This is a genomic window from Marseilla massiliensis, from assembly GCF_016899955.1.
In the GTDB taxonomy this organism is placed as follows: Bacteria; Bacteroidota; Bacteroidia; order Bacteroidales; family Bacteroidaceae; genus Prevotella; species Prevotella intestinigallinarum.
In genome coordinates this window covers 16,062-41,139 of the sequence record NZ_JACJJL010000026.1, presented here as the reverse complement: position 1 = coordinate 41,139, position 25,078 = coordinate 16,062, and the positions used below count along the sequence as shown (strand labels likewise).

General features: G+C 48.3%; 22 protein-coding genes and 1 pseudogene. 4 read left to right on the top strand and 19 right to left on the bottom strand.

Annotated features, from left to right (window positions below; all coding sequences use genetic code 11):
• Nucleotides 1-2 precede the first annotated feature (2 nt).
• The 18 genes and pseudogenes from H6B30_RS13060 to H6B30_RS12980 form a co-directional block, all read right to left on the bottom strand.
• Nucleotides 3-1,244 (bottom strand): HIRAN domain-containing protein, encoded by a 1,242-nt coding sequence (locus H6B30_RS13060; protein WP_239484041.1) that lies wholly within the window; start codon nucleotides 1,242-1,244, stop codon nucleotides 3-5.
• Nucleotides 1,245-1,273: 29 nt separating this feature from the next.
• On the bottom strand, nucleotides 1,274-1,861 hold the full coding sequence (locus H6B30_RS13055; RefSeq protein ID WP_239484030.1) for a radical SAM protein: 588 nt from the start codon (nucleotides 1,859-1,861) through the stop codon (nucleotides 1,274-1,276).
• Between the two features lie 12 nt (nucleotides 1,862-1,873).
• The gene (ybiA, locus tag H6B30_RS16830; RefSeq protein WP_439116969.1) at nucleotides 1,874-2,971 is read right to left on the bottom strand and encodes a riboflavin biosynthesis intermediates N-glycosidase; all 1,098 of its coding nucleotides are present in this window, start codon (nucleotides 2,969-2,971) and stop codon (nucleotides 1,874-1,876) included.
• 51 nt (nucleotides 2,972-3,022) lie between these two features.
• Nucleotides 3,023-3,412: pseudogene (locus H6B30_RS16395) on the bottom strand (A1S_2505 family phage non-structural protein); the annotation flags it as partial.
• Between the two features lie 6 nt (nucleotides 3,413-3,418).
• Nucleotides 3,419-5,512: a BREX system Lon protease-like protein BrxL gene (brxL, locus tag H6B30_RS13045; RefSeq protein ID WP_338088996.1), complete on the bottom strand. Its 2,094-nt coding sequence runs from the start codon at nucleotides 5,510-5,512 to the stop codon at nucleotides 3,419-3,421.
• A complete protein-coding gene (pglZ, locus tag H6B30_RS13040; protein WP_205111299.1) occupies nucleotides 5,509-8,073 on the bottom strand; it encodes a BREX-1 system phosphatase PglZ type A in 2,565 nt (854 codons plus the stop codon). The genes brxL and pglZ overlap by 4 nt, the downstream gene beginning before the upstream one ends.
• Complete coding sequence (locus tag H6B30_RS13035; protein WP_205111297.1) at nucleotides 8,070-9,671, bottom strand: RNA/DNA-binding domain-containing protein; 1,602 nt, start codon at nucleotides 9,669-9,671, stop codon at nucleotides 8,070-8,072. Before H6B30_RS13035 ends, pglZ begins: the two co-directional genes overlap by 4 nt.
• A gap of 12 nt (nucleotides 9,672-9,683) precedes the next feature.
• Nucleotides 9,684-12,494 (bottom strand): SIR2 family protein, encoded by a 2,811-nt coding sequence (locus tag H6B30_RS13030; RefSeq protein ID WP_205111295.1) that lies wholly within the window; start codon nucleotides 12,492-12,494, stop codon nucleotides 9,684-9,686.
• Nucleotides 12,495-12,510: 16 nt separating this feature from the next.
• Nucleotides 12,511-13,251, bottom strand: coding sequence for a hypothetical protein (locus H6B30_RS13025; RefSeq protein ID WP_205111293.1), 741 nt, complete (start codon nucleotides 13,249-13,251; stop codon nucleotides 12,511-12,513).
• Nucleotides 13,252-13,462: 211 nt separating this feature from the next.
• Entirely contained in the window at nucleotides 13,463-13,939 is a 477-nt protein-coding gene (locus tag H6B30_RS13020) for a DUF6078 family protein (RefSeq protein ID WP_239484029.1), read from the bottom strand.
• 11 nt (nucleotides 13,940-13,950) lie between these two features.
• A complete protein-coding gene (locus H6B30_RS13015; protein WP_205111291.1) occupies nucleotides 13,951-14,157 on the bottom strand; it encodes a DUF3791 domain-containing protein in 207 nt (68 codons plus the stop codon).
• 2 nt (nucleotides 14,158-14,159) lie between these two features.
• On the bottom strand, nucleotides 14,160-14,666 hold the full coding sequence (locus H6B30_RS13010; protein WP_205111289.1) for a DUF3990 domain-containing protein: 507 nt from the start codon (nucleotides 14,664-14,666) through the stop codon (nucleotides 14,160-14,162).
• On the bottom strand, nucleotides 14,663-14,902 hold the full coding sequence (locus H6B30_RS13005; protein WP_205111287.1) for a DUF3791 domain-containing protein: 240 nt from the start codon (nucleotides 14,900-14,902) through the stop codon (nucleotides 14,663-14,665). The genes H6B30_RS13010 and H6B30_RS13005 overlap by 4 nt, the downstream gene beginning before the upstream one ends.
• A 20-nt stretch (nucleotides 14,903-14,922) precedes the next feature.
• The gene (pglX, locus tag H6B30_RS13000; protein WP_205111285.1) at nucleotides 14,923-17,709 is read right to left on the bottom strand and encodes a BREX-1 system adenine-specific DNA-methyltransferase PglX; all 2,787 of its coding nucleotides are present in this window, start codon (nucleotides 17,707-17,709) and stop codon (nucleotides 14,923-14,925) included.
• A 2-nt stretch (nucleotides 17,710-17,711) separates the two neighbouring features.
• The gene (gene brxC / locus H6B30_RS12995; protein ID WP_205111283.1) at nucleotides 17,712-21,365 is read right to left on the bottom strand and encodes a BREX system P-loop protein BrxC; all 3,654 of its coding nucleotides are present in this window, start codon (nucleotides 21,363-21,365) and stop codon (nucleotides 17,712-17,714) included.
• Nucleotides 21,366-21,375: 10 nt separating this feature from the next.
• A complete protein-coding gene (locus H6B30_RS12990; RefSeq protein ID WP_022384499.1) occupies nucleotides 21,376-21,984 on the bottom strand; it encodes a DUF1788 domain-containing protein in 609 nt (202 codons plus the stop codon).
• Nucleotides 21,981-22,613, bottom strand: a complete 633-nt coding sequence (locus H6B30_RS12985; protein WP_205111281.1) for a BrxA family protein — start codon at nucleotides 22,611-22,613, stop codon at nucleotides 21,981-21,983. The genes H6B30_RS12990 and H6B30_RS12985 overlap by 4 nt, the downstream gene beginning before the upstream one ends.
• Nucleotides 22,614-22,618: 5 nt before the next feature.
• Nucleotides 22,619-22,822: a helix-turn-helix transcriptional regulator gene (locus tag H6B30_RS12980; protein ID WP_022384501.1), complete on the bottom strand. Its 204-nt coding sequence runs from the start codon at nucleotides 22,820-22,822 to the stop codon at nucleotides 22,619-22,621.
• Between the two features lie 725 nt (nucleotides 22,823-23,547).
• Between H6B30_RS12980 and H6B30_RS12975 the strand changes: the two genes are divergently transcribed.
• The 4 genes from H6B30_RS12975 (at nucleotide 23,548) to H6B30_RS12960 (ending at nucleotide 24,702) form a co-directional block, all read left to right on the top strand.
• Entirely contained in the window at nucleotides 23,548-23,727 is a 180-nt protein-coding gene (locus H6B30_RS12975; protein ID WP_205111279.1) for a hypothetical protein, read from the top strand.
• Between the two features lie 12 nt (nucleotides 23,728-23,739).
• Nucleotides 23,740-23,907, top strand: a complete 168-nt coding sequence (locus H6B30_RS12970; RefSeq protein ID WP_022384503.1) for a hypothetical protein — start codon at nucleotides 23,740-23,742, stop codon at nucleotides 23,905-23,907.
• A gap of 1 nt (nucleotide 23,908) precedes the next feature.
• Nucleotides 23,909-24,271, top strand: coding sequence for a DUF2958 domain-containing protein (locus H6B30_RS12965; protein ID WP_205111277.1), 363 nt, complete (start codon nucleotides 23,909-23,911; stop codon nucleotides 24,269-24,271).
• A gap of 62 nt (nucleotides 24,272-24,333) precedes the next feature.
• Nucleotides 24,334-24,702 carry a hypothetical protein gene (locus H6B30_RS12960; RefSeq protein WP_205111275.1) on the top strand — a complete coding sequence of 123 codons (369 nt, stop codon included), beginning with the start codon at nucleotides 24,334-24,336 and terminating at the stop codon, nucleotides 24,700-24,702.
• A gap of 62 nt (nucleotides 24,703-24,764) precedes the next feature.
• On the opposite strand, the gene H6B30_RS12955 is transcribed toward H6B30_RS12960, so the two are convergent.
• Nucleotides 24,765-24,998: a helix-turn-helix domain-containing protein gene (locus H6B30_RS12955; RefSeq protein WP_205111273.1), complete on the bottom strand. Its 234-nt coding sequence runs from the start codon at nucleotides 24,996-24,998 to the stop codon at nucleotides 24,765-24,767.
• Between the last annotated feature and the right edge of the window lie 80 nt (nucleotides 24,999-25,078).

The following is a 25,078-nucleotide window of genomic DNA, read 5'->3' as shown; positions in this document are numbered from 1 at the left end:
CGTTATTTTTTGAAGAATAAATCTTTTAATTTGGCAATACAATCTTCAGACAGTTTTTCTTCCGGTTGGCAAGAACCGATTTTACAGTTGCTCAAGAAGTTTAGTTCCTGCAAGTCAACTATAATCGGCCCTTTGACCAACGTCAGTACATACGGGGCGCAATCATCAACCATGTTCAGTTCCTCCTCCGGATTCTCCAAGAAAAGCATGGCATCCTCGCCTATGGCAATTGTGTGCATCAGGTAGAGTTCAGCATCCGCTCCACATTGGTGAATGAATACCACCTTGTCACCTTTTCGGGGTAAATCTCTTTCCCAAGGAGGGAAACCACCCCAACGGAAATGTGTGATACCATCTTGATAAAGAAATTCCAAAAGGTTTTGGCAGGAACTGTTATCCATCTTTTGTACATACCAACTTTCCGTACTTTCTATCTTGCTTTTAATATAGATGGTCATACGTAAGCGTTCATCGTAAGTTCCATTATCCTTGACAGTGGTAAGTTCCGCAGTAAAGGCGTCACCCCATCCCATATCCATCATTTTCGCCACCATTTCGTTTTCCTTTCGTGGTACATAGCCGATGATGCAATCAAAGTCAAAATTTTCCGTATCACCTTCCATATCATCGGCTAATGCCACGGCCACCGCATTGCGGTCATGCTTATTGGCGCGCTCGCGAATCAAGACTAGCTCCGCACCTTCATACAGCTCATCCCAAAAGTCTTCCGGATGATGGAAGTTCCAGCCGGCAACAGCACATTCCTTGAAAAACGCCCTTTTCTTTTTGGGTTCGGGAAAATTGGACATTCCTTCAGGAAGCGGTACAGGCATACCTTCTGTAATTTCTATTTTGTCATTGTATTCGGGTGGGGCAACATCACCTTGTAGGGCAATGAGGTCATTGTCCGTATCACCGCCCGGATTGAAGGTGTCAACCATCTCCTTCATCTGTCGGTCAAGTTCAATATTTTCAATACCTTTCTCCTTTAATTGCCTTTGCAGGTCTTGCAGTTCAGTGTCACATTTGGGGCATGTGCCAGCGCAATCCCCTTCGTGGCGGCATTCTGCTGGCTGATAGGTCAATCCATACTGCGTGGCTATCCGCTTTCGGATTTCTCTGAGCAAATTGCATTTATCCTTTCCGTTCATGTTGCAGTCCTTTTGTTTGAGGGTGATATTTTGATTCTCTTTGAAGGTAGCGTACACATTCAAAATTCGTAAACCCCATTCTTTCCAGTTCATCAAGGCTGTAGTCCACATCCTTATCCGTATTATATATAACCAGGAATAAGGGGGACTTTCACGGTGATATCCTTCACCCGGCAGGTCTGGAGCAGTACGCTCAGTGAGTGGTCACGGATACAGCTCGGTTGCCCGGTATATCGTTCGTAGATGACATGGTTGATGTCCTTTATATCCACTATCCAATGGTCTACTATCGGTGCGAGTTGTCGGATGGTGTCTTCAGGACAGTAAAGTGAGGTTTCCAATGTGATTTTCCAGACATTACCGCATATCCGACGAAATTCCTCTATGAAACTGGCGTATCGGGTCGGCTCGCCGCCCCCAAAACAGATGCCACCTCCCGTTGCCTGAAAGTAAAGGTCGTCTACCTTCACACGGTCATAGAGTTCATTGACATCCAATTGTATGATTTCTTTTTTCAACGAAAGGCCATTGTTGCCATACGAATAGATTTCCTCATGACAGCGGTCGTTCAGACAGTAGGCACACCGAAGCGGACAACCCATGAAACAAACCAACGTAGTGATTCCATGGCCGTCCGTTCCCATCCGTAGACGGTCTATGGCAAAGATGTGAGCCAGACGAAACGCTTGATGCTTGTCCGATGATTTCATAGTGAATGCTACTTATTTTATCTTATTGAGTTTTTCTCTCACATCCATCAATGCGAACCCAAGCAGGTTTTCTCCTTTCCATAAACGGGGGTTCCTGCAGTCTGGGTCATCTTCTTTCATGCCAATCCCCCAAACTGTATCGTAGGGGCTGGCTTCCACCAATATCTTATCTCTTGTGCCAAGCAGAAAGACTTTCAGCTCTTCATTATCCATGAATTTGTGCAGATTGCCGGTAATGACAATTTCCATACGATGCTTTTGCCATTTGTATTCGTCAAAATTCCGCACTTCTCTACCTAATGCCTTAATCTCTTTCGGATCTGTAGATGCCAAGATTCTTTTTCTTGTATCTTCATCGCCCATGATTCGTGCCTTTTCTGCCATCATGAACTGTTCCGCACAGTTGTAATGGATACCATTTACGGTAAACCTGCAAGGGAACCATTGGCTGAGACAGGCTTTGGTCGTTTCACCCGGATTGCCGTGATGTCCCCAAAAGAACAAGAAATCCGGATTGGAAATATCATAGAGGTCTTCTTTCCTTAATCCTCCATTCACATTCGTATAGTCTAAAGTGCGGTACCATTCCCTGAAACTATCCAAATTCGCGAAATCACCTCCCCAATAAAGCCAGCGGTTAAGCAACAAGGCTTTCATCGACATGGGCACACCGTCATCCGGGCATAAGTCGGCAAGTCCGCAATGTTTGTAATAATCCAAATCCTCTTCTATGTGAGGATGGTCTTGTGGAAATAGATTGAACTTCACCCAGCATCTTTCATAATTAAACAACATGCCCTTCATCTGTGAACGAAAAGGACATAATCGCTCTCCTTTATAATAATGGCACTGTTCCAGCAGCATCAGCTTCTGTGGTGGAAACTCGGCCGACATATACATTCCGAACACCCATTCTTTATTGACCGGTTGGTGCATGAGGTCATCAGTAAGTACCACTCCTCTTTCAAAGTCTTCGCACAGACCATACTTTTCAAAGTGTTCGTGCCAATCATAATGGTCATAACTGCCCCACAACAGTTCAAAATAGTGCTGATGTTCCCAGATACCGTGAGAAAGCGTACCTGCGGAATAGGGATTCTTTGCTTGCATCCGCTTTGCCAACACGTCAATAGCGGCCTTGCTTAACGGACGGCTTTGCATGATTACCTCCTCAAACGATTCCGGCAACACAATGTTTTCTTCCACTATCGCTTCTTTGAACAAGGGAGCGATGTCCTCCGCCTTGAATCCGGCTATTCCGCAACCAATGGGAGTCACCAGAAAAGTCAGTTCCTTGCGTTCCTTGGCAAAAGCAATGAACTCATCCACATAGGGGCGAATGGTTTCCACGCCACCTTGCATGGTCGGTATGGCATAGCATTGACCTTGCAACCCTACACCATTGCCCCAGATGGCACCGAACTTTTCGTATGCCATACGTGCCGCTCCTCCACCGTGCATTCCTTGCAGATTGCTTCCGAATACAAAAATCTCATTCGCCCTTAGGTTCGTGATTCTTTCTGGTGTATATGTGGGTCTGAAGTATTCCATATTTGTTCAATTATTGGTTTCGTTTTGGGTATGGTTGATGGACACATTGAATGCCTTGCAACGGCGGTTCTGCTGGTTGGCCCGACTTAGGGAGAAACGGCCGAACTTTTCATAGATGTCCAGTCCGCGCCCCAAAGTGATGGTCCATCCCGTGTCGGTCTGTATCATGCGGTCGTGGTCGGCCTTGAAGTCGTAGGTGAACTCAATGCCCAGGGGCAGCAGTTCATCGGCCAGGTCGTTGAAGCTGTCTATTACTTCCGCCACCTTCTCATCGTCCTCGTTCTGTGTACTTAGGTGAATCTTGATGGTGTCCTGCACGGATGTCACGTCACGCACCATCTGGATAAAGTCTACCAAGTTGTCTATCTGGTAGGGTTGACGGATAAACGGGTCGGTCAGCCTGATTTCCTTGGCCGTGCGCAGATAGTCGCCAAAGAGCCCCTTATAGGTGATGCCGCCCTGGTTTTCGCGGATGGTGATGACCTTGGAAGTCAAAGCAGGAATACGGGGACGTTTTCCCTTGGTGGTAGAGGATGATGTTTCGGATGTGGTTCCCTCCATGCCTGCCTTTTGCTCTTGCTCCGAAGACGGATGGGCATTGTCTTGATTTTGGCTCGTGGCATTTTGAGAATCAAACTCCAAGCCTTCCAGCGTTTCCACTTTCACGCTTTCTCCCGTGGGCAACCAGGTGTAGACAAACTTTGCAGGCTCTGCATTGAAAGTCTCGTCAATGGCATACAGCTGGTCCTTCACACGCTTGCGCCCCTCGGTGGCAAAGTCGATGATTTCCCGTGCTTCCTCATCGGTCATCCGACCGTCTGGATAGAGCAACTTGCTGAATCCGGAGAAAGTCTTGCGGATGGCCAGATGGTCGCGTTCAGACAGCGAGCCGTCAAACCGCGCATATTCTTTCAACGCCGATGTACGGTCGTCATTCCGCAACTCGTGCAGCACGGCGGCTATGTAGTCCGTTATCAGCCCGTATCCGGTTGAGAAGCTGTTCTTCTTCAGAATCCTGATTTCCCATCCGGGATTATACAGGTGGATGCGGTCGAGGAAGGCTCCTTTGATGAAAGACGTGGGAATGGACTCAAACAGGTGTGAGTTTTTCAGCATATACGGCACGGTGTGCTTGGTGTTTCCCACGAACACCATCGATGCGCTGGCTTCATGCGTTCCCTTGCCACGGTTGAACGACTTGTTTGCCAGGTAGTTCTGCATGGTGTCTATCAGCACGGCATCCACGTTGCGGCCTTTCTGCTGCTCAAATTCGTCCCATGCTACCACGTCCCAGTAGCCCACCAGTCCCAATATCTCCTTGTTGCCCTGCATCTTGACAAACAGCCGGGCAGAGGTTACATCACCTCCGCTGACCAGCACACCGTAGGGCGACAGTTCCTGGAACACGTGGCTCTTACCCGTGCCTTTAGGCCCCAGCTCCACAAAATTGTAATTGTTTTCCACATGAGGCAACAGCCGTGCCAGCGTGATGAATTTCTCGCGGCGGTTCATCACCTCCGGGTTCAGGCCGACCGTGTGCATCAGGAAGTCCAGCCATTCCTCCGTGGTGAAGTTCCGGCGTTGCTCGATGTATTCTTCCAGGTCGATGTGGGAAATCTGTATGGGTTTCAGGTTCTGTATCTCCCAACGTACCTTGACCTCTTCGCCTGACACATAGCCGATGGTGACAATGCACCACACGCCGTTGCCCGACAGCAGTTTGGGATTCTTGCGGACATACTCCGTCCCGATGGGCACTCCCGACAGGCCGAGATTGGCAAAGGTAGCGTTGTACTCGTCGCTCCGCTCGTTGAGGGTGACGGTTACTTTGTCTATTACCCTGTGCTTGCCATGCTCGCGGATGACGCCTTTGATGCTTTCCGCCTCCGCCCGGTGTACATAATTGTTTCGTATCACCTGCTTGACTTTCTCCAGTCCGTCGTTGATGATTTCTTCATCATCGCTGGCGCAATACTGTCCCAGCAGATACTCCAACACGTAGGTGGGTACCGGTAGTCCGCCTTTCACGAGGAAAGCCAGGTCCTTCCGCACCACCTTGCCGATGAAGGCATCCAATATCTTTTGCTGTAGTTCCATCATTCAAAGTCAAAATCGTTTTCAATCAAGGTATTGTTCGTCACGTTCTCTTTGATGAGCGGATTCAGGTCGTCCGCTGCGTCAAACACTTTCAGTTGGAGTACCTTGGCGTCCACGTTCCGGTTCAAGGTCAGGTCCACCTGAATCTTCCGGTTGTCCAGCGACGGGTCGGTCTTGTCCAGCAGGATATCCTTGACAGGTGTGACCGGCTCGTCGTTGTGATACAAGGCCACGCGGATGTATCTTTCCTTCATGTCCATGGAAACAGCCTCCGTCTGCAACAGCTTGAAGCGCAGCCGGGATGCCTGGATGGACAGTTTGCGGTCGAGCACCATCACCCCCACAGGCTGTTTGTTGTCATCGCGCTCCTGATGACATATTATAATAGGTATGATTAGTTCCTGCATGGAAGCTCCGCCATGCGTGAACATATATCCCCCGGAAGGTGCCGCCAAGCGATTCGTTCCCTGCGGCACGGCCACATACACATCGCTTCCGTTCGAGATACCCGACACTTCACTGAGCGGAAACTTCACCATCCCCGTGGCTTCGGCATCCGAGCGGGTCAGATAGTAACGGGTGCTGCGCTCAATGGTTTCCTCTTCTATCTTGTGCTTGTCTTTTTCCGCAAAGTCGATGTCATTGAACAGGAAACCGTGGTCGCTGGTGACATACACTTCCGTGACGTTGTAGCTTGCGAGGATTTTGGGAATCATCGTGGCCAGTTCGTTGATGGCTTCCCGGCATGCCTGCGTCACTTGCTTGGCCGTACCGTCGTGTCCGGCCTTGTCTATCGTGTCGTGGAAGATATACACCAACGGATGTTTGAATATCTCGCGGTTCTTCTGTTGGTTGTATTCCGCTACGGTTTCAAACGGAACACAGATGGCTCCGTCCTTGTATCTTTGCAAGTGTTCCGAGCGTTTTTCGGTGGTGCTCAGTATATGGTCGTCTACTGACATATTCTGACTGTCCTCTTGTCCATAGAGTTTCAGCTCCCGGTGGGGTAAAAGCGCCGGTTTGCCGTATTTGGTCTCCGTGGGCAGCATGGCCAGCATGGCTTTCAGCGTGGCGACATGCTTGGACCGGGCCAGTTCGCCTATCAGTTCTTGCGCCACCTCGTAGCGCAGGGCGTCGCTCACGATGACGGCCACTTTCTTCTGCATGGGCCGGATGCGCTTCTCATAGAAATCTTGCTGACGAGACAGGTGTACTCCGCCCATGCCTCCGGTTTCCTGAATGCAGCGAGTCCATTCCTGATTCATGCGGTTGTTGAGCTTGCTGTAATGCAGGTCAAGACTGTGCTTGGCCTGCTGGATGTCGGGGAACAATCCGCACGAAGGGTCCACCTTGAAATACTGTTCGGTGGCCTGCCGGTAAAGCTGGTCCAACACGTAATAATCCTCCTGATAGCGCATCACGTATTCGTTGGGCGTGTTGAGCGTGAGCGAGCCGAGTGCCAATGCTTTCTGGTAGTATTGCGCCACGGTCAGGCAATAGTCCATGGCCGCTGCCGTCATGCCGCGTCCGTTCAGCTTCAGCATCAGGTCTTCTATCCGTCTGATGACCGCCTCCGGCTCGGTTTCCATCTTATCCTTGAGCAGTCCGGCCACGATGGGCTGGCAGAGGCGTGGCGGCACGAAATAGTAGTTGGCGTCCGTTCCGTACCAGCGTATCAGTTCATCATCGCGGACGGCATCGCCCAGTTCGTCCATCACCTCCAACAGCGCGTCCGCCGTCTTTTCCTGACTGAGTGCCAGTTCCAAGAGGCGGTTCATCTGTTGCAGGGCAAGGGTGTTGTCTATGCGCCATTGCTTATAGTTATCCGCTGCCACGGGGGCAAGATTCTGCACGATAGCGTTGTATTTCAACACCTTCACCACATCAGCCACTTTTTCTTCCGTATTGTCATCGATGGTTGTGCCGAAAATGTCTGTCAGCTTCCGTCCTAAGGCTTCGACTGTATCCTTGCATTTGCGCAGCTTCACGAAGAAGTCCGTCCGCTTCTGTTGCTCCGCGTCCCGTCCCAACAAGATGACGCGCAAAAGGATAGCATCCCATTCCAGGATGCGCTGCACGCCCATGTAGCTGCTGATGAATCCTCGGACCAGCTTGTCGGTCGTGATGCTCCGGTCCTGGTAATAGGGGGCGAACAGGCGCAGCATCCTTTCCGACTGCAACGCCATGATGTTCCTTTCCACAAAGCGCATCATCGGCTTGTCCGTGTCGGGTAATCCGTACTGTTGCATAAAGGCGGTATAATCTTGGCTTTTGTATTCCATATTGGCCGTCAGCACGTCGAGCAGCGGAAAATTCTCCCTCAACGATTTCTTTTGCAAAGGGGACTCCTGATGGAAGTATAACACCACCCGGTCATCGGCCCAGGCGTTGTCCAGATTGTACTTCACAGTGAACCAATCCCCCTGGAAGTCCACAAAGCGGTAGCCTTCCTTCCACTGCACCTCGCGAAGCTCGTCGGCCAGGAACTCGTCATTAAAGATAAAGAGGACTTTCAAGTCAGGCTCTCTATCGAAGTAATTGTATATTTTGTCTATCGCGCTCATTTCTTCCGGTATTTTTGGTTCATGTCGGAAGGTCTTTCTGGTATTGTTCTTTCCAAATACCCTGCTTCAACCAAGTCCGTAATATAAGTTTGGATATTCTTGCTATGATAACTTACCCCGGCTCTTTCAAGTATTTCACGACTACTACGAGGTACGTTGCAATAATTGACCACATCCTTTTGCTTGGGAGTGAGTTTCATCCGGCGAGTGTCAGGGGTCACACCAAAAGTGTCAGGGGTAGCCTCATTTTTGCCAGGGCGAGTGTCAGGGGTCACATCAAAAGTGTCAGGGGTAGTCTCGTTTTTGCCGGGAATAGTGTCAGGGGTAGCCTCGTTTCTGCTAAGGATAGTGTCAGAGTCCGCCTCTAAATTAGGATTCCTTTTTATCGTAATCAAAAACTCATGTGTCCTTTCGTCATTCTTGAACTCTACTTGCAGCCCATCTTCCAAGGCACGCTGGATACCCGTTCCTGCTCCCGTATAAGGCAGAAGATAGATGGCATTGCTGAAAAGGAAATTGTTACGGGGCATGGAGGTGCCATTGGTAATGTCTTCCACTTGCAAGCCGTTGGGCAGGATGCCGGGACTGTGTATTTCCACCCGGTTGTCAAAAATGAAGATACGGATAGGTGCATTCCAGTTCAGAGAGCGGTGAACAAGAGCATTGACCACAAACTCAACCAAACTGCTATAAGGGATTTCGAGCTTGCCCAACGAATTAAATTCTTTCTCTACCTGTACGTTTTTAAGATTCCGGGTAAAGAAAGCCATGATGGTTTCAAACTGATGCAGCAGGTTTCCTTCCATATCCGCATCGTTCACTTTGTCTCGGAATTGCTTGCCGCCTATATGGTTCCCGACAAAACTGATGCATTTGGCCGTCATGACTGGTAGCCAACGCTGGGTGTATTTGCCGAACAGCAGCATGGCGGCTACGGTCAGACCTCCGTCCGGTCGGATAAAGCGCAGATTGCGCATCAGCTTGTTCAAGTCATGTCCCTTGGCAATGGCATTGGCGATATCGTCAAGAGAAGCTTCACGGAGAGCGTCGCCGACCAGACCTTTCTTCTCCAATACGATGGAGAAGCGGTTTTGCAGGAAAACCTTGAGGGTGTCTTCATCCAGGTCATCCAGCGTAGCATCTTTCACCACTGCTTCGTCCGGGGCGAAACTGCCGCATTCGGACATCATCTCCGCCAACTCGGCATTGTCGAACACCTTGCGCTTGTCGGCACCGTTCTTTATCCAGACAATGCCTTTGTTGTCGTGGTAAGGCTTATTGTTTCCCTCTTTGATGGTTGCCACCACCACGCTGCCGCCTTCCACTTGGGCTGTATCAATGTCGAGCAAGATGCTTGGAACGACATTCTCCGAAGCGATATTGCCGAGCAAGTTGGTCGTTTCCTGCACCTCGGCATACGACAAGGGGTTAAATTCTCCTGTCTTGTCATGGATGCCAATCACAAGCTGACCTCCGCGATAGTTACTCATGGCAACCAGTTCGCAGCCTATGTCATATTTGTCCAAGATGCGTTCCTTGAACTGCACCTTGCTTACTTCGCCGAGGTCTCTGAGCCGTAGTATATCTTCTGTTGTCATAATATATCTAATTTATAAAAGACTTATAAGATATTTCATATCACTTTTACTTAGCCAATGAGAATTGATGTATTCTTTAAGCTTTGTTTTATAAACCTCATTCTTAAAAAATTCTTCTCTTTCTTCTTGACTAAATTTGAAAATCCATTCAACATTTACATTATCAAAATCCTTATATTCCTTCGGTGATAAGAAGAATTTTAAACATTCATTGGAAATAGCTATTTCATCAATAAAGCTATGGAGAGCTGCAAATGCTAAATCATTTTTTATTTTGGCAAGAATATAACAATCATGCTCATCTAAGTTCTTGTTATATTTATTGTATAATTCCTTAATTCTGGCATCTGATTGTTGAATAATATGATTATGAAAAATAAAACGAATATAACACCAAAAATCTTCAATATTATCCAAGCAATAAGTTAGAAGCATTGGTTTTTGTTCATCTGGACATGCAGGATATATAACCAGCAAATTTCTTATAGCTTCATGTTCCTTAAAAGAATCCATACGAATGTCTGTAAATTCAGTAGTACGAGATATAAGTTTTTCTATGCAACCTGTATAATTCAAAGAACTATGAGTTGCATACAGCATTTTACTGATTAACTCATTAACATAACTTTGAGGTAGCTCAAATCGACTAATGATATTCTCTATTACTCCGTGACCAATATGAAATTCATAATTCCAATATTTTAGTAATACCTTATATAATAATTCATTGTTAATCGCATCCGCTTGAGATTTGGAAATTAAAAGCAATATGTTACATAATGAAGGATGAAACGCATCATTACTTTTATATAAAAAACGATTGGAATCTGCGAGACCCTGTAGGCACAAATTTATATATTCAATTCCTGAATCATGAAATTTTAATGTTTCAATATCATATCCTTTCAAAATAGATTCTAGATTTTTCCTGTCTATATCGAAAATTAAAATTTTAAGCATAGACTGGTCTAATGATTCTATCCTTGTTGATACTAAAAGACCTCCAAACATACTATTTGCAGGAGTTGAGAAACTATTCAAAATACCAGATACCGTATTATAACAGAGAGATTTAAAATAACTGCTATTATTACATATAATATGATTGGCTACACAAAATAGATACTCACGCTGATATGCACCAAGCAATAAAAGAATGTTGCTGTTAATGGAGCAACCTCCTTTTTCTGTCATTTTTTTCTGTTTAAAAATCTCCTCCCTAAAGTGTTCTGTTTTTACTAAACGGCCTCCAATGGATCTATAAGAAATTAAATCCTGAAATATCTTTTTTATCTCCCAATCAAGAGGCAATTTATTCAAAATTTCTTCTAAGTTAGTGTCTAAAGCAAGTTGTAATTCCCGTTCGACATCAGTTGTTATGTCCCAATCTTTTTGCCATTTAACATTGTATCGTATTGACCACATGTTATATCTACAAATAAAATACAATATGTATTTTTGTCTATTCCAATACATTGGCAGTAACTTAGCATATTGCTTAATAGCTCCAGCATAGTCGCCCAAAAGATATAAAGTGAAAGGATATTCCAAGTCGTCAATACTATATTGTAACGCTGTTGAGCGCAGTTGTAATATTCGTTTTTCCATTGCTGAAAAATCGAACTGACGCAAATAATCTATTGTTGTTTTGGGAATATACTTGCTTATGTTGTTTTCAAATCTGTCATCAAGAATTTTTATTCCATCAATTTCATTCAAATAATTATAATAGGCAAGTTTAAGCAAAGTGCTTAAATCTATATCAGGATGCTTATGTAAAAATAGTCTTTTCCCTTGATCGTCTTTTGTAATTTTCTCTAATTCTGTGAAATCCGGTAAGAATGTTTGTACTCCTGATGAATGAGTATGCCATCTCATACTGGAATAATTTGGGAAAAAATATTTTAAGCCATCGCCAAATGATCGCATCTCCTTATAATAGGATTTAATGCGATTATATACATAACTTGCTATGTCTTTCTTAGATGTATTACTGTAATTCTGGATAGCAAATAGTACCTTATCCATCAACAAGCCCTTACCGTTAAGAGAAGTTATCGAATAATCAGAACCATTTATCGAATCAATCTCATTCTCGCTAAAATATACAACATTAACACCCTTATTCTCAAAATAATTTCGGACGACTTGATTAGGTTCATCACAAGATAACAAATAAGCCCTTTGCATGTGATCCGACAATATACCTTTCAATTCTTCAAGAATTATCTTGAGGTTTAAATCTGCAAATGAAAAGCCTACAAATAAGACAAGTTTACTTGCAAATAAGGATTGCACGAAAGCGCGAACAAGTGGAAAATTATTCTTATAGTTATAATAATCTGTTTCTGTAAGTACGATATTATTGGTCACATAATCCCCGTGCATTTTAATTAAAGAATTAGGATATACCATCTGGGGAATATCCTTATCCTCCCTAATTATAGTATATTGACTGTATTCATTTTGTATTTCCTGTTCTATTAAATCGTCATAATTGGTTGTGACAATATGGCTTGGATTTAAAGACAGTATTCTTTTATGCAAAGGATTAGGGGTGGTTTTATTATAAAGTAAAATATCCTTTACCTTATCCATATATTCCTTATAGCCTCTTGCATCTTTATAGAGTTGTGCTATTTTCAAAGCGTCATTCTCAAATCTTAAATCAGCAGGCAATTCAGACTTCATTGCAGCAATAAGTTCATCCCATGTTGGAACACCAGAGTTCCGTGAAACTCCAGCACCAACAAAGATGACTAAACGGTTACTTCGATAAGCCTGATGTATGTGTGACAAATTTGATAATTGCAGTTCGTCCATTGTTCTATGCTTTGTCTTATTTCAACTTCATTAAAACATCTCCAAACTTCCCATAGTTCACCACTACACCATCATCCAGGTCGAAGGCTATTTGCTCATCGGCCACGGTGTGCAGGCGGTCGTGGTATTCGCGGCACTCGGCTATCTGCCGCGTGATGCTGTCCAGCTGCTTGCGCTCACGGGCATTGAGGTTGGCGGCGTTGGCCTCCATCTCGGTTTGCCGCTGCACCAGCCACTCGATGTGGGGCAGGAGGTATTTCGTGCGGATGCGCTCTGCCGTGTAGGCGTTCATGCGGTGCATATAGGCCAGGCATTGGAAAGCCCCTTTCTTCGAGGAGAACAGCCAATAGATGGGGCGGTTCTGGTACATCTTCTTATGGTCTTTCCAGAAGTCTTTCACGAAGTAATCGTCCAGGCTCTTACCCAAGGCGGCTTCCACACAGTTGAGATTGTCCACCAAGGTGTCTTCGCCGAAGGCCACGGCGAGCCACCGCTTGACCACCGTCGTGGCATTGTCGCTGAAGTCCGTGTCGCTGGGCATCAGCGGCAGCAGGCCGTCGTCGTCCGGCTCGAAGCGGCTGCCGGGCACCAGCGCGTGGTATTGTTCCGGCCCGTCGCCTTGATTGGCCAGTATGAGTCCCTTGCGGTCGAGGCTGTAGCGTCCCATGACGCAGCCGATGGCGTAGGAGAGGAGTTGCTTCACCACCACGTCCGTGTGCCACACCATACGCCTTTTTATATCTTCGTTCTCAGTCATCGTTCTGTTCTTTTTATATTCTTCTTTATTGATAATCAAATGTTTTCACTACCTATATATCGTCTTCGCCCATTACCAGGTGGGTTGCCCTGCTTTGGTAGTCTGGCTTCCATGCCTTGGTAATGTCGTTACCATGCTTTGGAAGCGACGCTCCCACACTTTGGTAATCACGCTACCAAACCTTGGGAACCTGGCTGCCCTTGTCAGGTAGTCAGGTCGGGCTAAAGTCATACAGCTCCCGATACCCATCGAAGTGTAGCTCCTCCGTATATCCCGCTCGGCGGAAGAGGTTGATAATCCAATCCTGTTGCTCGGGCGTAAGCAGTTTCTCGCCGTGATGATAGCGGTAGTACGTGGTGTTTCCGCCCAAATACGCCTTGATGCGGTTGCGCAGGGGCGTGTCGTCTTTCTGCTTCACCTCGGCAAAGAGGGCCTTGAAACCGTAGGCGGCGCGGATGACGCGCGTCTGCTTGTACATCGTGCAGGTATTGCCCTGCCGCGCCGTGGGATAAACGGCATCGCCCCACACCTTACCCGTCGGGATGTACTTGCCGGCCAGGAAACGTGCGCAGGTGTCCGCCTTCGGGCAGTCCGCCTGGAAGCATCGGGCATACGAAGGCGGTATCTGGTCGGAGGTCAGAGCCGGAGCGTTCGTCATTTCTTGATTGTATGTTGTCTTTTCTACCATATTTTCTTGCTTCAATGCGGTTCTCTTAACTCTTCTATCAGTTCTTCCAAGATATAGTCGTCGCTCATCAGTTGCAAACCATATTTCGGGTCTGCCAACTGCTGATAGACCTTAGTAGAATAAAAAAGGTCAAGCGCCCGCTCCGCGTCAATTTGCAAAGCATCGGCTAACTTCATGATGATACGGCTCTGTTTGCGCCAAAGTACGGTGTCTCTCATAATCAATCCTCCATTTTTAGTATTTCAAACGAAGTAAATGAAAGATACTTATCCACGATGTCTTGGTTCAAGATGCAAATCTGATGATTCACCTTCTTGTATCTCAACTGTCCCAACGCTTGTTCTGCTGTAATGATGCCGTTTTCATAGTCTTCAACCGTGTCGATGACATTGTCATTAGCTACGCCGCCTTCGACTACATCATACTGTTGCTGTTCCATACCGCCTTTACGGCAATCCACCACATATTCCAACCATTCAAGGTTGTAACTCTCGAATGTCTTTATCCTATATCCGCCAGACTTTACCGCATCGTAGTCGAACGAAAATGCAGAGACGGTTGGTTGGGCATTACGCCCCTTCCTTTCCGCTATCGTCTTTGCCCATGACTCTGCCTGCGTGCGCAGGTTGGTAAGGTAAAATCCTTGTCCGAAATCCACTTTCTTCCTGCCCAGTTTTACCAACGGTACTTGTACGGGTGTATATGACCCATGGAATAGAGTAATCATACTTCTGCCTCCCAATTTAATAGCGTTTCACTGATGTCGTCTGCCACCCAGTCAAGACTTTGGGTATGAAGGTCTTCGTACCGCTTGATAAGACGACGGTGTATCAATCCCTGTTTCCGCAGCCTGTCATGCATCTCCTTGCCGGAAATACCCAACTTGCGCGCTCCGCTTTCTATCGCCATTACAGCGAAATGAATGCGCCTATATGTTTCATTGTCTGCATAGTTCGTGTCCATATCTTTCGCTTTGTAGTTTTTTAGTTAAACGATAGTTCTCCCTGTTGCAGGATGGTGATTTCCTCCGGCGGCACGTCGGGCGTCAGTTCGTCCTCCAGGCCGTATATCTCGATAAACTGGCGGTTCAGTTCCTCTTCGTTGGCATGAAGCTGGAGGAATTGCTCCGTCCAATGCTCCTTGTAGGCTTCCATCAGGTCGGAGAGGCGGTGCGGGCCTTCTCCCTGCTCCTTGCTGAGGCGGACGAGTTCGTTCTCCTCGAAGTCCCAGGAGGTCTCGTGGGTGTCCCAGTCGGATTTGGAGATGGAGATGTTTTGGGAGACGAAGGAGGATATATGTATTGTGTCGGATAAAATAATGCTGATTTTACTGATGTCTCCTACTTGCGCATTTAAAGTTGGAGCATATATCCTCAATAATGAGGGCATAGTTTTTGAATTGAGACAAGCAAGAATTCCTAATATAGAATTATTGTTTTGAGTATAAAAAGCAGGACTGGCATCACCTGGTATAATTCCTTTTTCTTGAATTCGGAAAGATAAAGCATTCGAAGAAATTTTATTCCATACAATAGCCTCTTTAAAATATAGTTCTTCATTAGGAATAATGGCTTTATTTGTCCTCTTTATATCTGCACCATTATTCTCCCATAGAACCACACTACATAAGTTACCATACCATTTTCTAAATGAACCGCCACTATTAATGACGAACCATTTAAAACTATTACATAATGGATTAATTTCTTTCTCTAATATAGGTATAAAGAAATCCTTATAATTAATCTCAAACCATTCTCTGATAAATCGAAGTGAATTTCCTGTTTGTAATCCTCTTCTTGTTATCCCTAATTCAGACAAAGACTTATTATTTTGAATAAGCTTTATCATCTTTTCACTCACCCAATACCCAATCGGGCATCCCGGAATCTTCTTGAAGTTCTGTTGGGAGATGTGGGGATAATAGATGCGGTTGCCCTTTTCGGAGTAAGGCAAGGAGGTAACGTCTTTATTATATTCCTTAAAGTTATACTTGAAGTCGTGGTTGGCCAATGTCTGTTCAAAGAGCATACGCAGATGCTTCTGGTCGAACTCTTGGAAAGTGCGTTCCACCAATCGGAAGTATGTGCCGTAAGACTCTTGGCTCTCCCCATGGATGATGACTGCCGACGATGCGCCAAAGTCCGCCCCGAAGACACCGCGACTAAGGTGCAGGAGCGAATCAATCGTTTCGTGTTCGATCATCTGTTTTCTCAAACCTTCGAAGGTGCTAAGGAACATCCACGAGGGCGGAATGATAAAACTGTATCGTCCGTTCTTCTGCAAGAGTTGCGGCATCCTTTCCACAAAGACGGTTGCTAAATCGGCTTTTCCTTCGGGATAATTCTTCTTTACATAGTTAGACAACACAGCATTCATATTCCCGCTACCCATATAAGGAGGATTCATCACCAATGCCGCGTACTTTTCCGTCAGTGCCAGCACCAACTGCGCCGCTTCGTTCTCTTCTCCCAATGAAGCTACCCATTCACGGGCTGCCGGAGAAAGGCTAAACTTCATGATGCTGCCCAAAGTGTCGGCATCGACCAGCGTCTTGTTGATAGCTTCAATCTCGTTTGCCAAACGGGTATCTGCCGGCAAGGGCAGTCCGGCTTTGGGCATATCCAGCACACGCGGCATGCAGTGGCAGTCGGCGAAGGAGGCATCACGCTGGCAAGCCTTCAACAGCAGGGCGAACTGTGCCAACTGCTTGGCGCGGGTGTCAATGTCGATGCCCGTCAGGTTGCGGCGGAAGATGTGTTCGATGGCCTCGCGGCGGCTGTAGCCCTCATTGATATATAAGGTATAAAGCATGTCGAACATCTCACCCAGGATGTGGCCGGAGCCGCAGGCCAGGTCGGCCAGACGCAGGTCGGTCAGGTCATCGTAACGAAAGATAAGGTCGTTCGGGGTAGGCTCAGAGGGATTCACCAGATATTTCCAGTCTTGCGCCACTTCCGTCTCATAGGGATTGTTATTGAGGTAAATGCGACCCACGGTGTTCTGCACCATGTACTTCACAATCCAGCCCGGCGTGAATATCTGCGTGGCGGCAGGAATCTCGCTGGCGGTGAACTTCCCTTTCTGGGCAAACACCTCGTCTTTACGCTCGGCGATGTAAAACTGGTAGAGCCAGCCGATGAGTTCGCTGGATAGGTAGTCCTCCTCCGCGATGAAGTCCGTGTGGTTGATGAGATCTACAAAGCCACCCTCGGCCAGGATGTTGGCCGGCAGCAGTAGTTCGGTGTAGTCGGCGATGTGTCCAAAGCAGCGATGGATGACGGGCGTGGCATGACAGAAGGCCACGATGAGCAGGCTGAACTGCTCCGCCGTCCGACTGTCGTCGTCGAGCAGCGGCATCAACTTGCTTCTCTCTTCCTCGCTCATCTGCGGCAAGCGTCCCTGCCGCGCCTCGCTCACGATGAGCGGCACGTAGACACCGGGACTTTCGTACTGGAGCACGGGCGGTATCAGTCCGTTCTTGGTCATGATGCGGATGGCCATCAGGCGGTTGAACCACGTGTAGGCGGCTTCTTCTGCCACGTCTTTCAGTCCATGCCGACGGATGGCAGCGGCCAGTGACTGCCACTTGTGGTAGAAATCTTCCGTCACAGTGTCGCCCATGAAGGTGGCACCGCCGCCCAGCAGTTGCGGCTCTTCCACGGGCGTGCCGTCCGCTCGGAAGCCGAGGGCGGTGAAGCGGTGCGCAACGCCCTGCATCAATATATTGCGTGCTTCGGTTGCGAAGCGTTTCAGTTTGTTCGTTTCCATGCTTAGCTTACTATAATGTCGTTGTCTTCATTGATATACCGCATCAGTTGCACCTTGAGCGACTGCAAGTAGCGGTCTACATCGGCCTCGGTGTGCATCGGTTCGGTGGTGTGCGTGTTCAAACGGACAATCTTCCGCACACGCGGCCTGGGCTGTGGAGGTGCTGGCTGTCCGCCGTCATCGTGTACCGAGCCGCCTCCATTGGCAGGCGGTGTCGGAGGCGTATAGGGCTTCGAAGGAATGGCGGCATTGATGCGGTGCATCTGTTCCTCGTAGAAAGCCGAGGTGTCGGCATTTGCCTGCAGGGCGTAAAAGTTGTTCGTCCGGGTATTCAGGGCAATGGTACTGTCACGACGGGCAAACTTGTCGCGGGCCACGTGCATCTCTCCGGCATACTTCTCCAGTTCGTCGAACACGGCGTTGTAGCGGGCGGTGACGGTTTCCACCAGTTCCTTGCGTTTCTGCTGCAGCTGTGTCTCTATGGCCTTCCTCATCTTAATGTAGGCAGGCATCTTCGTCCAAGGTTCTTCATCTGTGTGGATGGCACGCAGGGCGGCGACAGTTTCCTGGCCCTCCGCCGGAAGGAAGTCGAAGTTGTCGCGGTTGTCATCAATGAATTTGCACACCCCGTTGTAGCGGTCGTACTGTTCGCCGTAGAACATGTTGATGCTCTTGCAGCGGTCGAACAGACAGGCGGCTTCGTCACGGGCGGCAATGATGGTCTCGAAGAACTTCTGAGGATCGCGCACCGTGAGCCATTGCTCCATCAGGGTGATGGCCTCGTCGATGGTATGCGCGAAGGGGCATCCGTTGATTTTACGTGAAAGGTCGCGATAGTTCTTCAATAGCTGGTTGAGCGCACTGTCATCGGTCTCCTTGCAAGCCCGGAACAGCTCCGTGCTGTCGTTGCTGCCCTTCACGGAGACCACGTTGAAGATGTGCTTCCACGCCTCGATGAATGCGTTGAGCAGTTCCTGCGAGATGGCCTTGGCCCGTTCGACGGTGAACTTCGCGGCATCGCGCACAATGTTCCGGGCCGTGTCCTCACGGCTCACGTTGGGGTTGCCCATGTAGTTGTAGGCATAGAGATGGCGGCGCACCAACTCGTTCAGGAAATAGATGGTGGCGAAATCGCTCCAACCGTAAGGTACACGGGCAAACTGTCGCAAGGCATCGGCCACGGTGACATCGTGCGGCTGGCGGTCAAGCCAGTTCTTCACCTTCTCCTCTGCCGCAGTGGGAGTCACAAGCAGACCCGGATCTATCGGGCGGAGTATCTTGGCTGACAGTTCGGGGTTGGTGCGTGGCACTTCCCGATTGTCTGCGAGCTTGGCGAATGGATAAAGCGTCTCCATGTGTCGAGCCAGGAGGGTTTTGTAACGCTCAGCCTTCCGTGCCGTTCCCGTCTCGGAAGGCGAGAGGGCGTTGGCGCAGGAGATGACGGGACAGGTGTCGAGCATCTGCTGGAACTGGGGCTTGATTTCCTTTTCGTAAAGTTCCTTGGCACGTTGCTTGAAGATTTCCTTGGTGCGCTGGCGTTCCTCGCTGATGGCAGGCTCCTGGGCGAACCGCTGCACCCGGCAATAGTAAAGAAAGTTGGCGCGGAGTTCCTGGTTCTCCTTGAGCAACGGGTAAAGGAAGAACACCAAGTGAGTGCCTTGCGGACTGTTGTTCAGGCTGAAGGCATACTGGTCGGGGTTGTCCGTGCTGGCCGTTGTCACGAAGTCCACTTGGATGTCCGCATTATTACTGAGGTAATTCCGTCCGTCGATGCTGATGCCCACCGTGAAGGAACGGGTGGCGAACTGCTCCTTGTTGGACGGATTGCCGAAATGAGCGAAGAAGATATTGCGCAGCTCGTCGCTGTAGGTGTTGCTGTCCACCTGCTGGTTCTTGATAATCTGGGCCACCTTCGACTCTTCCTCGGTAAAGAACTCGTAGATTTCGCTGCCTGCGTCGGTCTTCACCTTCCGGATGACGGCCTTGTCGATGAGATAGGCCAGGACGGCAGACACTTCCTGCTTGATGGCCGCCTTGCTGGCATCCACTTTCGACATGAGCAGGGTGACCACATTGTCGATGGTGGCGGAGAACTGCTGCTTGTCTTCCTCCTTCAAGTTACATATCATAAAGAGGATATGGACCACGCGGCGGTAGAACGCCTGTTTCTTCTCGTCCTCGATGACATCGAGTGCCTGGCGTGCGTTCTCGAAAGCCCGCTGCCCCAGGTGCTGCATGGAGCCTTGTACCATCGCGCCAAAGAACTTATCGAACGGGATGAACTCACCCACCTCCATGTCCTGCGTCTCACGGGCGATGGAATAGGTAATGTTGATGAGCGAACGCTCGTTGCCCTTCACCTGCTTGTCCACATAGTTCATGGTCTCGAAGGAGTCGAGCACTTTCTTGATGAGCTGGAACTGGTAGGGCACAAACGGATAGTAGGCCACGAAGTTGTCCTTGTCGCGATAGGTCTTGTAGGTGCTGGGCAGGACAAACTGCGCGTCGAGCTTGGCCTTGTCCTTCGCATACATGTCGGCCAGCATCACTTCCGCTTCGCCTTTCTTGTCGAGGATACGCTTCTGCGTGATATACTCCGGCGAAGTGCCTTGCAGGGAAGCGCGTACCTCGAAACGTCCGAGAATCTTTCCGACCTCATCCTCCGGGTTGGTGGTGCTGCCGCCCACGTGGCTCACCACCTCTTCCAGTGTCTGTTGGGCGGTGCAGGCTATCCATACCCGCGACTCGCAGACTTCTTCCAACCGCTTGACAAGCGATTGGAGTTGTAGCAGGAGGTCGCGGTGCTCGCCAATGAACTGGCTCACCTCATCGACAAAGAAGAGCAAGCGGAAGTTGCGGTTGTGCTTGGCGTCAATATATTCCTTCATCTCCGCCGCAAACGATTCCACAGATACGTTGATGTCGTTGTTTAGAATTTTGGTACGAATAACATCTGTAGCCAGCGTGGGGTCTACCTCCTTGGCCATCTGCAAGGCCAGGTCTAACCGCCCGGCGGCAAAACGTGAGATGTTACGTTCCCAATCATAACCTTTGGATTTCAGATAATCCTTGAACTCGCCGAACTTGCCGTCATCGTCCAACGCCTTTTCCAGATACTGCGCCAAAGCGAGGTTGAACGAATTGTAGCCACGCTGCGCGTTGAACTGGTTCCAGAAGATGGTGGTGAATGCCTGGGCCTGGTTGGCGTTGGCATCGTGTACGTCGCCGATGTTGAACATCACCATCTGCACATCGGCCTGCGTGGAATACCATTTCTTCAACGCTTGGATTTCAGAAAGGGAAACGCCGTGGTCGTCGAGCTTGGTCATGCCATTGGAATTGCGCATGATTTCCTCGATGGCTTCTTCCAGACGCATGAAAGCCATTTCGCTGTAATGGGCATTGAGGCAGTAGCTGACATATTTCAGGAAGTGGGACTTACCCGTACCGAAATAGCCGTTAATCCAAATGCCTACGTGGCTGCCTTGGTTCTGGCGGATATTGACCAGGATGTCATAGAGGTTGATGACGATTTCTTCGGTGAACACGTATTCCACGATTTCAGTCATCACGGTATCTTCACTGAGGTCGGATGCCGACACAGCCGGATTCACTTTGCGGTCGAGACCTTTTGAATATAGTTCTTTGAATTTCATATCGGAAGCGTTATTTGTTGACTAATAAGATGGCACGGTAGGTATGGGAATCCTCCAGTATGTCGAACAGACTGAAGGAATTTCCCTCCTGATGTCCCGGATAGAAGAGGATAATCTTATACCGCGAGGTATCATTGTATTTCTCGTACCGGGTGAGAAACACGTTGGTACGCAGGTAAGGGAACATCTTGCCGATGCCGTGGATGAACACGTAAGGCTTGTTGTAGCCGTCGTTCAGAGCCATGTGGGCTTCAATCTTATCGCGCACAAAGCGGATGAAGTTGTCGGAGTTCGCCTCCGAAGTCAGTTCCGTGGTCACCATGTCGGGATGGAGCCTGTCGCCCTCGAACGTGTCTTCCAGCAACGACGTGTCGCCGAACTTCTCATTCTGGAGATACTCGCAGAACACACGGAACAAATCCAACACCAGGGCGTTGACAAAGTTGGTGGGACGTTCCAGCTTCTGCTTGAACTCCTGTATCTGCCGGCGCATCTCGTATTCCTGGCTGGCAGGATACTGGTATATGTAATAGTTGTAGAAGATGTTGCCGCTCTTCTCGTCGAGGAACAGCGGCGAACAAAGATACTCATACAACTCGTCTACGGTCATTCTCTTCATGGCAAATGGGATTTGATTTCGTTAATCTCATACGGATAAAGGAAACAGGCTTCCAGAAACCATTCCTCGCCCGTATGGATGTAATAAGCCGATTCTTCCGGATCGGGCTTGACCGGAGTCAGCTCGTCCGTTTTCTCCTGCAGCAATCCGGTCTGCCGCAGGATGGTCAGATAGCAGCTGGCACATTTCTTTTTCGTGGCAGCCGACCAGCCGTCCACAAAAGCATCGTGCGCGGAGATTTCGTTGAACTCCATCTGTATGTCGTCAGCCGTGAGCTTATGGTCAATGGAGTTCCACTTCTTCATGGCCACATTGACATGAAAGTCAAATACGAGCTTATAAGCTTTCAGGATGGCATAAAACAGGCCAGCCCTTTGCCCTGCTTCGCTCCAATGCAGCCATTCTCTCCAGAATTGTGCTGGTACGGCTGCATAACGCCGCTTGAACTCCACGGCAAAACGCTGGCGTGAGGTGCGGGAATTGACTTGAAGGATCTGGTTGTTTTCAACCTCTTCCTTCAACAGCTTTTCAGCATCCGCACTCATCAAGACGGGAAGGATGCGTTTGAACTCATAATAGAGAAACGTGCATCCCGTCAGGGAAGTATATGGACTATTGTTCTTTTGCATACAAATCATTCCTGGCGTATTAAATCATTTACTGTCACACCGAGGCATTTGGCAATCTCGATGAGGGTTTCCAAGTTGGGTTGTGCACTGTTGGTACACCACTTTGAAATGGTTGCCGGGTCTTTGCCTAACTGCTCTGCCAGCCATTTATTGGTACGTTTTTTTTCGGCAAGCACCACCTTCAACCGATTTAAGTCTTTATTTTCCATATTGCATCAGTATGTATATGGCTACAAAGATAATAAAATTACTACAAGAACATTCTAATATTGGAAAGAAACATCTGAATCAATCAAGAAAATGCTAATTTCGTCAATTATCTGCCACTCTCTACTTCTTGTTTCTTTTCCCGAAACTACATTCAATAACATTTTGCGGACTTCTTCTGTCTTATGCATAAAGCCATCCGACTTATTCCGTGTCAATGACACCAAGTAAGTTCGTCTGATAGGAATTTACAACGGTTTGGGTGTCCCAATCCGTTGCTATAGAGAGAGCCTGCAAGACTCCACTACATTCCATTTCGCAGGCTCTCACAATGGCAACGGTATTTGGAAAACAGATTGGACAGGGATGCTATCCTATGAATAGGACTTGCTTTATGGAGTTTTTCTTAGCCACCTTTGGGCATCTTGGCCGGGTACGTTTTACCGTGCAAAACTACTGCGGACGGGAGAAATGTCAAGCACCGCCATGGGCTTTCGGCTGGAGGGCTTGACGGAAGCCTTCCGCAAATTTTCTCATTCCTCCAAAATTGGGGTATTCCGTCCGCACTCTCCGGCCTCATGCTTGCCTTATTCTCCCTTGTGTCCGCAGTGGCTGTTTGCACGTAAAAACGATCTTCCCGACCAAGAAGCTCAAAAGAGTTTCACAAAAGGGAAAAGTATCAGATTTCACCAATTCTTAAAACACAAGGAATTATGCGGACAAAAGAATGACTATCGAGCAAGGCCGGAGTGTGGGCATAGACCGCTTTCCCAACTTCCACAAGAGCGGAAGCGTCAGGGGCATGAAACGGCTGTACTACGGCAAGGACTGCCTGTTGGTACGTTGTGGCAGCTACATCTACAATGTTTCCGCTGAACTGAGAATTTACTATCAAGCAACCATCTAAAACTTTTCAATTATGTATGAAACAGATTTTCCCGAATACGGGCAGCAATGCGAACTGGTCACACCGTGGCGTGGCTACCATCGCGGAACGATTGTGGGCAGGACTGCAAAAGGCTTTATCGTGCAGTTCAGCAGCGGAGCGGAAATAGAAGTGTATGACGACGAAATAGAATTTGACTGATATGAGCAGACTGATGACACCACAGTTGGAGGAAACCTTGGAAGGCTATCCCCTTTATTCCCAGGACGGCAAGGGAAAAGAAGCGGTTTGCCGTGCTACCTTCGCTCTTGGAGCGGTACGCTGGTTCATCCTTGAAGGTGAGAGAGAAGAGAACGACACTATCCTCTTTGGCATCGTGGTAGGACTTGCGGAGGACGAATACGGCTATATCTCTCTTAACGAATTGTCGGAAGTGGAGCTTGACCTTACGGCACAAGGCTTGGGTAAGCTACAAGTAAGGCTACAGGAGAATTTTACTCCTACGCCGTTAAAGAACTTGCAGGACTTCCGTCTGCAACAGTTCTTAGCCAGATTTGAACATTAAAATAACCCGTCAGCCGTGGTGCAATCAACCGAGTGCCACGGCTGACATAAACATCAATAACCATGCGAACGAGAAACAAGATTATAAAGGAAGTCATCCAATGTGCAGAGGCAAACGGATGGCATGTGGATGCAGAAAAGCAGCAAGACAAGAATATCGTCATTTTTGAGTTTTCCCAATTCACTCCTGCCGGACAGGATTTCTTCTTTTCTGCCACGATGCAAGGACGCAGCCTTGAAAGTCTGGTAAGCGATATGGAAGAGTATTACGAGGGTTTTGACGCAGATTCGGAAGCCTATCTATGGCTGGACGGTAACGGACACGGCAAAAATGGCGCACCTTACCGAATGAAGGATGTACTGGCCGACATGGAAGCGGCGGAGGGTATGGTCTGTAAGCTGCTTGAAGCGGTCAGGGGGCTGGCAGATTGACCACGAATACAAACATGGCCTGCTATATCTCTATTGGTGTGGCAGGCTATGAAATTTTCATCCTATCTCCGTTTGCGTCCTTTCTTCGGGAGGCCGGCAGTCTTGTAGGCAATCAGGTCATCACCACGGAATTGTATTCTCTGGTTGTCCTGCATCCGGAAGAACGGCAACGGCCTTTCCGTATGGGTAATGTAATCATAGATGGTACACCGGTGTATGCCGAGGAAACGCGCCGCATCGCTTACCGAATACGACTGTTCCGGCTTTATCTCTGAAGAATGTTTGCATATATCCATATCCACTTTGTTTTGGCATTAAAGATACAATGCCGAAAATCAAAATGAAACAGGTTAAACATGGGAATACCACGTAGTTT

Excerpts from the sequence above, each read along its gene's own strand:
- H6B30_RS13055 (WP_239484030.1), bottom strand. The coding sequence starts at position 1,861 with ATGAAATCATCGGACAAGCATCAAGCGTTTCGTCTGGCTCACATCTTT.
- H6B30_RS12960 (WP_205111275.1), top strand. The coding sequence starts at position 24,334 with ATGCGAACGAGAAACAAGATTATAAAGGAAGTCATCCAATGTGCAGAG.
- H6B30_RS13005 (WP_205111287.1), bottom strand. The coding sequence starts at position 14,902 with ATGGACACGAACTATGCAGACAATGAAACATATAGGCGCATTCATTTC.
- H6B30_RS12980 (WP_022384501.1), bottom strand. The coding sequence starts at position 22,822 with ATGGAAAATAAAGACTTAAATCGGTTGAAGGTGGTGCTTGCCGAAAAA.
- H6B30_RS13020 (WP_239484029.1), bottom strand. The coding sequence starts at position 13,939 with ATGGTAGAAAAGACAACATACAATCAAGAAATGACGAACGCTCCGGCT.
- H6B30_RS13060 (WP_239484041.1), bottom strand. The coding sequence starts at position 1,244 with ATGAACTGGAAAGAATGGGGTTTACGAATTTTGAATGTGTACGCTACC.
- H6B30_RS12975 (WP_205111279.1), top strand. The coding sequence starts at position 23,548 with ATGACTATCGAGCAAGGCCGGAGTGTGGGCATAGACCGCTTTCCCAAC.
- H6B30_RS12965 (WP_205111277.1), top strand. The coding sequence starts at position 23,909 with ATGAGCAGACTGATGACACCACAGTTGGAGGAAACCTTGGAAGGCTAT.
- H6B30_RS13015 (WP_205111291.1), bottom strand. The coding sequence starts at position 14,157 with ATGAGAGACACCGTACTTTGGCGCAAACAGAGCCGTATCATCATGAAG.
- H6B30_RS12990 (WP_022384499.1), bottom strand. The coding sequence starts at position 21,984 with ATGAAGAGAATGACCGTAGACGAGTTGTATGAGTATCTTTGTTCGCCG.
- H6B30_RS13025 (WP_205111293.1), bottom strand. The coding sequence starts at position 13,251 with ATGACTGAGAACGAAGATATAAAAAGGCGTATGGTGTGGCACACGGAC.
- pglX (WP_205111285.1), bottom strand. The coding sequence starts at position 17,709 with ATGGAAACGAACAAACTGAAACGCTTCGCAACCGAAGCACGCAATATA.
- brxL (WP_338088996.1), bottom strand. The coding sequence starts at position 5,512 with ATGATGGAACTACAGCAAAAGATATTGGATGCCTTCATCGGCAAGGTG.
- pglZ (WP_205111299.1), bottom strand. The coding sequence starts at position 8,073 with ATGAGCGCGATAGACAAAATATACAATTACTTCGATAGAGAGCCTGAC.
- H6B30_RS13035 (WP_205111297.1), bottom strand. The coding sequence starts at position 9,671 with ATGACAACAGAAGATATACTACGGCTCAGAGACCTCGGCGAAGTAAGC.
- H6B30_RS13010 (WP_205111289.1), bottom strand. The coding sequence starts at position 14,666 with ATGATTACTCTATTCCATGGGTCATATACACCCGTACAAGTACCGTTG.
- H6B30_RS12955 (WP_205111273.1), bottom strand. The coding sequence starts at position 24,998 with ATGGATATATGCAAACATTCTTCAGAGATAAAGCCGGAACAGTCGTAT.
- brxC (WP_205111283.1), bottom strand. The coding sequence starts at position 21,365 with ATGAAATTCAAAGAACTATATTCAAAAGGTCTCGACCGCAAAGTGAAT.
- H6B30_RS12970 (WP_022384503.1), top strand. The coding sequence starts at position 23,740 with ATGTATGAAACAGATTTTCCCGAATACGGGCAGCAATGCGAACTGGTC.
- H6B30_RS12985 (WP_205111281.1), bottom strand. The coding sequence starts at position 22,613 with ATGCAAAAGAACAATAGTCCATATACTTCCCTGACGGGATGCACGTTT.
- H6B30_RS13030 (WP_205111295.1), bottom strand. The coding sequence starts at position 12,494 with ATGGACGAACTGCAATTATCAAATTTGTCACACATACATCAGGCTTAT.
- ybiA (WP_439116969.1), bottom strand. The coding sequence starts at position 2,971 with ATGCAAGCAAAGAATCCCTATTCCGCAGGTACGCTTTCTCACGGTATC.